At 35.7% G+C, this 6,573-nt stretch carries 6 protein-coding genes; all 6 read left to right on the forward strand.

Translation table 11 applies throughout. From position 1 onward, the window contains the following. Positions 1-254 precede the first annotated feature (254 nt). Positions 255-2,459, forward strand: a complete 2,205-nt coding sequence (locus AC07XN_RS22840; protein ID WP_309916731.1) for a glutamine synthetase III family protein — start codon at positions 255-257, stop codon at positions 2,457-2,459. 87 nt (positions 2,460-2,546) lie between these two features. Further along, positions 2,547-3,110: a hypothetical protein gene (locus AC07XN_RS22845; protein WP_309916729.1), complete on the forward strand. Its 564-nt coding sequence runs from the start codon at positions 2,547-2,549 to the stop codon at positions 3,108-3,110. A gap of 100 nt (positions 3,111-3,210) precedes the next feature. After that, positions 3,211-4,122: a CPBP family intramembrane glutamic endopeptidase gene (locus tag AC07XN_RS22850; protein WP_494744738.1), complete on the forward strand. Its 912-nt coding sequence runs from the start codon at positions 3,211-3,213 to the stop codon at positions 4,120-4,122. Between the two features lie 4 nt (positions 4,123-4,126). Continuing rightward, positions 4,127-4,828, forward strand: coding sequence for a 16S rRNA (uracil(1498)-N(3))-methyltransferase (locus AC07XN_RS22855; RefSeq protein WP_309916723.1), 702 nt, complete (start codon positions 4,127-4,129; stop codon positions 4,826-4,828). Positions 4,829-4,859: 31 nt separating this feature from the next. Further along, positions 4,860-5,537, forward strand: coding sequence for a DUF4159 domain-containing protein (locus AC07XN_RS22860; RefSeq protein WP_309916720.1), 678 nt, complete (start codon positions 4,860-4,862; stop codon positions 5,535-5,537). 158 nt (positions 5,538-5,695) lie between these two features. Then, a complete protein-coding gene (locus AC07XN_RS22865; protein WP_309916716.1) occupies positions 5,696-6,460 on the forward strand; it encodes an acyl-CoA desaturase in 765 nt (254 codons plus the stop codon). Positions 6,461-6,573 lie beyond the last annotated feature (113 nt).

Here is a 6,573-nt window from a genome sequence, read left to right on the forward strand (position 1 = left end):
TTTTAATATTGATAAAATTGTGATATTTGAAGGTTTTCAATTTTGGAGTCAAAAGCCCAATTTTGGCTATTTTTTTAAATTTTATCCCTGAATAATTAATAAAAAATAAATTTCAATTACATTTATACGTGAGTTTAAAATTTAGTGGTATTAATGAGGATATGATTGAGTGGGAACATAGCTTTACAATGTTTCCAATCAAGGTCCAAATGGATTATCCATTAACATTCAAAAAATAATCTGAATTAATTTATATGGCAATTGCAAGATTTAAAGCACTTGAGTTAGCTCAATCTCGCCCGACGGTAGCAGTGAAAATACCGACAGAGAAAGTAACGGACTATTATGGAAGCAATACTTTTAATGATGAAGTGATGCGTTCTTTGTTGAGTCCAGAAGCTTATCTGAAAATTACAAACGCGATTGAAGATGGTAAGAAAATTGATAGAGAGGCTGCCGACGAAGTAGCCGCTGCAATGAAATCTTGGGCTTTATCGAAAGGAGTAACACACTATACTCACTGGTTTCAACCACTAACTGGTACTACTGCTGAAAAGCACGATGCTTTTTTTGATATCACAGGTAAGGGTAAAGCAGTAGAAAAATTCAAGGGGTCGGCATTGGTTCAACAAGAGCCTGATGCTTCGTCTTTCCCTAACGGTGGGATTCGTTCTACTTTTGAGGCACGTGGTTATACCGCATGGGACCCTTCTTCTCCTGCGTTCATCATGGAAAACGTGGCAGGTACTGCTACTTTGTGTATCCCATCAGTATTTGTTTCTTATACTGGCGAAGCACTTGACTATAAAACACCGCTGTTGAAATCAGGGGAATTGATTGATAAGGCAGCTACCAAAGTGATGAATGAATACTTCAATCGTGAAGTTTCAAAAGTAACGGCTTCGGTAGGTGTTGAACAAGAATACTTTTTGGTGGATGAAGCATTATACAATGCTCGTCCAGATTTAATGATGTCTGGTAGAACAGTTTTCGGACACTCGCCAGCAAAAGGGCAACAGTTGGAAGACCATTACTTTGGCTCAATTCCTTCAAGAGTAAATGCCTTCATGGTTGATTTTGAGCTTGAAGCTTTGAAACTAGGTATGCCAGTGCGTACACGCCACAATGAAGTAGCACCTGCACAGTTTGAAGTTGCTCCGACTTTTGAAGAGGCTAACTTAGCTTGCGACCACAACGCCCTTTTGATGGACTTAATGAATAAAGTAGCCGCAAAACATAAAATGCGTGTACTTTTCCATGAAAAACCATTTGCGGGTATCAACGGTTCTGGTAAACACAATAACTGGTCGTTGGCTACTGATACTGGCGTTAACCTTTTAGGCCCATCAACTAAGCCAAAAGAAAACCTTCGTTTTCTTACTTTCTTTGTAAATACGATTAAGGCTGTTCACGATTATGCTGATTTATTGCGTGCATCTATCGCAACGGCAGGGAACGAACACCGTTTAGGAGCAAACGAAGCTCCTCCAGCCATTGTTTCTATTTTTATCGGTACAGAAATGACGCGCGTATTGAATGATTTAGAGAATCTTTCTGAAATGCACGATATTAAATTAGAAAAAGGTGATAACGTTTATCTAAGACTAGGTATCAATAAAATTCCAGCACTTCTGTTGGATAATACTGATAGAAACAGAACTTCCCCTTTTGCTTTTACAGGAAATAAATTTGAATTCAGAGCTGTTGGTTCATCTGCCAATTCGGCTGCTCCGATGACGATTTTGAACACTATTGTTGCCAACCAATTATTCCAATTCAGAGAAGAAGTAGACGTATACCTTGAAAAAGGTATCAAGAAAGAACTAGCGATTGTTGAGGTATTGAAAAAATATGTAAAACAATCAAGAAAAATTCTTTTTGAAGGAAATGGATACTCTGAAGAGTGGACACAAGAGGCTGAAAAAAGAGGATTGTCTAATCTAAAGACAACGCCCGAAGCATTATTGAAATACTTAGATAAATCTGCGGCAGACTTGTTTTCTAAGCATGGTATCTTCAATGAGGTTGAAATGCACGCTCGTTATGAAATTGAGGTTGAAAATTATATCAAGAAAATTCAGATTGAATCGAGAGTAGTGGGCGATTTAGCCATTAACCACATCGTTTCAACTTCTTTGAAATACCAAACGCAATTGGTTGATAATGTTCGTGGACAAAAAGAAATCGGTATCGACCCACAATATTATGCGCCGACGATTGAAATAATCAAGAAAATATCTATCTATACTTCTAAAATCAACAACTTGGTTGATGAGATGACTGAGGCTAGAAAAGAAGCCAATAATGTAGAAGATACTGCTGAAAGAGCTAGACTTTATAGCACTAAAGTGAAGAATTATTTTGAGGAAATTCGTTACTGTGTAGATAAATTAGAGCTTATCGTTGATGACGATGAATGGCCTTTACCAAAATATAGAGAGTTGTTACTTATCAGATAAGTAATATAAAGCCTGAAAATGCCCACAACACTTTTGTGTTAGTGGGCATTTTTGCTATCTTTGACACATAAATTAATCTATTGTAATATGTCATTAAAATCAAATCCGGGACTTGACCCAAAAGAAATTGAACAGTTAAAAAAGGAATGCAAGGAAGCAGGAAAAAAGTTTGTTTACTTTGAAGACGAACTTAATGACGAACCTGATAACGTTGAAGAATTTGTTCACGTTCAGTTTGTTGGTGAATACAATGGACAAGAAGCAATTTTTGATGCCGTTATTTATTCTTTGCGTTTGCACTACAATAGTATCGTTTACGAAACTGCCGAGCGCCAAGCGATGAAATCATTTCCTTTGTATGTGCCTGTTGAAAATCGTGATGAGACGTATACTGCCAATGAAGCAATGGATGAAGAAGTAGAATTGTTCATCACCGAATTGATTGAAGAAATTGAAGAGAATGAAGAAATTAAGCTTTCTGAACACTTAGAGATTGATGAAGATTTTGAATTTGGAATCGGTCTTGAGGTATGTTTGAACGTAGAAGAAGTAAATGATAGAGTGGTAACTAAATTTGTTGATGATTATTTGTCAGGCAACTTCAAATTAGACCCAACTTTATATTCTTTCAAAACAGAAGCAGAAGACTAAGTAAGAGGTGTGAGTGATGAGTTGTGGTGATAAGAATTTGTTGAATTTTAAAATATTAATCACTCATTCACTAAATCACTCAATTACTTAACACATATAAATGTTTAACGCTGTACCCATTTGGTTGAAGGCACTGATTAATGTTGCTGGGTTTCTTTTGTTTTTTATTTTCTTCGCTGGGCTTGGTAGAATTTTATTTGCCTACTTATTAGCAAATATTTATGGGATTAGCTTAAACCAACTGTATGAACTGAGTAGTCAGCCTAAGCATCATGATAAATTATTGTTGCAGGAATTAGGGGGAGTAATCGTTGAAATAGTAGCAGTTTGGCTTTTTCCAGTACTTTTAGGAAATAAACTTACCTTTAAACAGTTGGGGCTCAACTGGAAAGGAAAAACAAAAGATTTTGCCAGTGGATGTTTGTTAGGCATTATTTTAATTACTGCGGGATTTATAATCATGAAAATTATGGGATTTGTTCAAGTAGTTAAGCTTGAGTTTCATCCCATAATGTTCATGTCATACATCATCTTTTTTGTATGTGTTGCCATTTCAGAGGAACTCATGGCTCGTGGGTATGTACTAAGTACCTTAATGAAAGGCATGAATAAATATGTGGCACTCAGCACGTCTGCATTAATCTTTTCAGGGTTACATCTGATGAACAATCATATCGCCCTCGTTCCTCTATTCAATCTGGTTTTGGCGGGTTATTTGCTCGGAATGTATTTCATCTTTCATAAAAACTTGATGTTTCCTATCGGGCTACATTTTACTTGGAATTTCTTTCAAGGAGCAGTTTTTGGCTTTGAAGTATCAGGACATAATATACAAGGCATTATCACCCAAAATGTAATGGGTAATATCCTATGGACTGGCGGAGAATTTGGCTTTGAAGGCTCAATAATCGCGGTGCCAATCGTCATAGCAGGTATTTTATTTATTTACTTTTGTTATAGCAAAAAATCTTCTCTGGAAAAAGAATCGCTTTCTAAGCTTCAGGAAGACTAATTACATGAATATATTTTACGAACCCAATATCAAGCAAACACATTTGTTAAACGAAGAAGAGTCTCGTCATGCAATCAGAGTTTTACGCCTTACAGTAGGAAGTAAAATTTATGTAGTGGATGGCAACGGAGGATTCTATCGTTGTGATATAAAAGTGGCACATGAAAAAAAATGTGAAGTGAGGATTTTGGAAGAACAACAAAATTACGAGCGTCAGGATTTTTACATTCATTTGATTATTGCACCTACCAAAAATATGGATAGGATAGAATGGATGATAGAAAAATGTGTTGAAATGGGCATTCATGAAATTTCTTTTATTCAAAGTCGTTATTCTGAACGAAAGGAAATCAAAACAATCAGGGTTGAAAAAATAGCCATCGGAGCAATGAAACAATCACTCAAAGCATTTTTGCCCAAGATTAATGAGATGATTAGCTGGAAGGCTTTTTTACAAAAAGATATTGCAGAAGACCAGAAAATGATTGCTCACTTAGAAGAAGGTGATAGAAAATTGATTCAAGAGTTGGCAACCCCAAAAGGGAATTACGCTGTGATGATAGGCCCAGAAGGTGACTTTACTCCCGAAGAAATACAACAAGCTTTGGCAAAAGGATTTAAGCCTGTTACGCTAGGCAAAAGTAGATTAAGAACTGAAACGGCTGGATTGGCAGCCTGTTTTGCTTTAAATTTAATTAATCAATAGTAAATCAAGCAAACAAAAATGTAATTCAACTATGAAGAATACCGCTAAAAGTATTGCCTATATTTTGCTGTTGACTTTTTTGTTGGTTGTTAATCATCAAAGCTTTGCTCAGTATTCATTTAAAATTGCTAAAATGAAATATGGGGGAGGGGGCGATTGGTATTGTAACAAAACCTCGCTATCCAACCTTATTAAATTTTGCAATAGTAACCTCAGAACGAACATTGCCCCAGAAGAGGATATTGTAGAACCATCAAGTCCTGAATTGTTTACTTATCCATTTGTGCATTTAACAGGACACGGGAATGTAGTTTTTAGTGAAGCCGATGTAATAAACCTTAGAAAGTATTTAGTAGGCGGAGGTTTTTTACACATTGATGATAACTATGGGTTGGATAAATTCATTAGAAGAGAAATGAAAAAGGTTTTTCCCGAACTAAGTTTTGTTGAATTGCCATTTAACCATCCTATTTATAGCCAGAAATTCAAATTTCCGAATGGATTACCCAAAATACACGAACATGATAACAAACCTCCGCAAGGTTTCGGTTTGATTTATGAAGGACGATTGGTCTGTTATTATACCTACGAATGCGATTTGGGCAATGGCTGGGAAGACCAAAGTGTGTACAATGACCCCGAAGGTATCAGGATGAAAGCCTTGCAAATGGGGGCAAATCTCCTTTCATACTCGCTAACATCGTTTTAAACCTTGCAAATGTCAGAATATGAAAATATTTAAACCATTTCACCAAACATTCGGTAACTTTGTTGAAGCTTTAGTGTTATTCTTTTAATGAGAAATAACTAAGGACTTTCTTTTTAGTGCTCAATCACAAGAACAAATTAAAATAACAAAATATAATCATGCAATTGGTATTGCCCGCTTTCATCTTTCATTGGTATTTATCTTTATTTAGTCAAACGTTTTTCTTACATCGTTATTCAGCACATAAGATGTTTACGATGAATAAATTTTGGGAGAAATTTTTCTATTTTCTTACTTACGTTTCTCAAGGATCTTCTTATTTAAGTCCACGTGCCTACGCAATTTTACACCGTATGCACCATGCTTTTAGCGATACTGAAAAAGACCCACATTCACCGCATTTTTCAGATAATGTATTTGCTATGATGTGGAAGACAAAAGATATTTACAACGCATTGTTGAATAATAAATCTAAAATAGAAGAGCGTTTTGACCACAACTATCCGTTTTCAAAAACGATTGAAAAAGTGGGAGACCACTGGATGTCAAGAATAGGTTGGGGCGTTGCTTACGTATTGATGTATGTGGTTGCTTTTGTTTATTTTGATATGCACTGGGCATTTTTCTTTTTGTTGCCAATCCATTTTTTGATGGGACCTGTACATGGTGCTATCGTAAACTGGTCTGGTCATAAATATGGTTATCAAAACCATGATAATAACGACAAATCAAGAAATTCATTGGTATTTGATTTCCTAATGATGGGCGAGCTATTCCAAAATAATCACCATAAATTGCCGAATAGTATGAATTTCGCTTCAAAATGGTATGAATTTGACCCAACTTATCCGATGATTAAATTATTAATCTGGTTAAGAATTATCAAACCAAATTTAAGTAAACCTGCGAATGCTGAGTTTTAGGTGATAGAAATAACATTAAACTTTCCGAATGTTGATATCAAACATGAGTCATCCCGAATTTTGTGGATGGCTTGCCCAATAAAAACCTCCTTGTTTATTTTGTGAATTACGAC

It is taken from the genome of Arcicella sp. GW458-12-2-14-TSB2, assembly GCF_059423785.1.

What these genes read in the sequence shown, in the direction of transcription:
- AC07XN_RS22840 (WP_309916731.1), top strand. Translation starts at nt 255, where the DNA reads ATGGCAATTGCAAGATTTAAAGCACTTGAGTTAGCTCAATCTCGCCCG.
- AC07XN_RS22845 (WP_309916729.1), top strand. Translation starts at nt 2,547, where the DNA reads ATGTCATTAAAATCAAATCCGGGACTTGACCCAAAAGAAATTGAACAG.
- AC07XN_RS22850 (WP_494744738.1), top strand. Translation starts at nt 3,211, where the DNA reads ATGTTTAACGCTGTACCCATTTGGTTGAAGGCACTGATTAATGTTGCT.
- AC07XN_RS22855 (WP_309916723.1), top strand. Translation starts at nt 4,127, where the DNA reads ATGAATATATTTTACGAACCCAATATCAAGCAAACACATTTGTTAAAC.
- AC07XN_RS22860 (WP_309916720.1), top strand. Translation starts at nt 4,860, where the DNA reads ATGAAGAATACCGCTAAAAGTATTGCCTATATTTTGCTGTTGACTTTT.
- AC07XN_RS22865 (WP_309916716.1), top strand. Translation starts at nt 5,696, where the DNA reads ATGCAATTGGTATTGCCCGCTTTCATCTTTCATTGGTATTTATCTTTA.